Source organism: Cereibacter changlensis JA139, from assembly GCF_003034985.1.
Taxonomy (GTDB): Bacteria; Pseudomonadota; Alphaproteobacteria; order Rhodobacterales; family Rhodobacteraceae; genus Cereibacter; species Cereibacter changlensis.
On the sequence record NZ_PZKG01000422.1, the window covers coordinates 1 to 569 of the forward strand.

The 569-nt window shown below is 66.8% G+C and carries 1 pseudogene; it reads right to left on the minus strand.

Features of this window, described 5'->3' with window-relative positions:
* Positions 1 to 221: 221 nt before the first annotated feature.
* Positions 222 to 569 (minus strand): annotated as a pseudogene (locus C5F48_RS25580) (hypothetical protein); the annotation flags it as partial.

Sequence of the window (569 nt, forward strand, 5' to 3'; positions counted from 1 at the left end):
TTTCAAGCGCCGGACCTATCGGAGATGGCGTGCTTGGCGGGCCTAGCGGAGATGGCGGGCCTAGCGGAGATGGCGGGTCTGGCGGGCCTAGCGGGCTTGGCGGGTCAGGGACGGTAATCCGGCTCAACCGGGCCGAACAGGTCGAGACTGCGCCCGCAGGCGGGCTTGCCCTTCGGGCGACTTCGTCGGCTCGACCTGTTCGGCCCGGTTGGCCTGCCGTTTCACCCAATGCCAGGGACGGGGCAGGGCGGATCGCCCCGCAGACGCCCCAGAATGGCCCGGAGAGGCCCGGAGAGGCCCTTCCAGGGGTTCGCCGCTACCCTTACCGCCGCCGGGCCTTTCCGGGCCTCTACGGGGAAAATTTGAGCCATGTAGGCGCTGTAGTTGCGGTAGCTGATGGTGGCTTTGTTGCCAGCGACGCCGGCGTAGTAGGATTTGCCGCTCGGAAGGGGGAATCCGGCCCAGACCTTCGCCAGCTCGACCTTGAAGGCGTCGAGGCTCAGGCTGCCGTCCTTGAGCGCGAGATAGCCGGCGTCGATAATGAGAACATTGGCGAAGGCGTCCTGGAT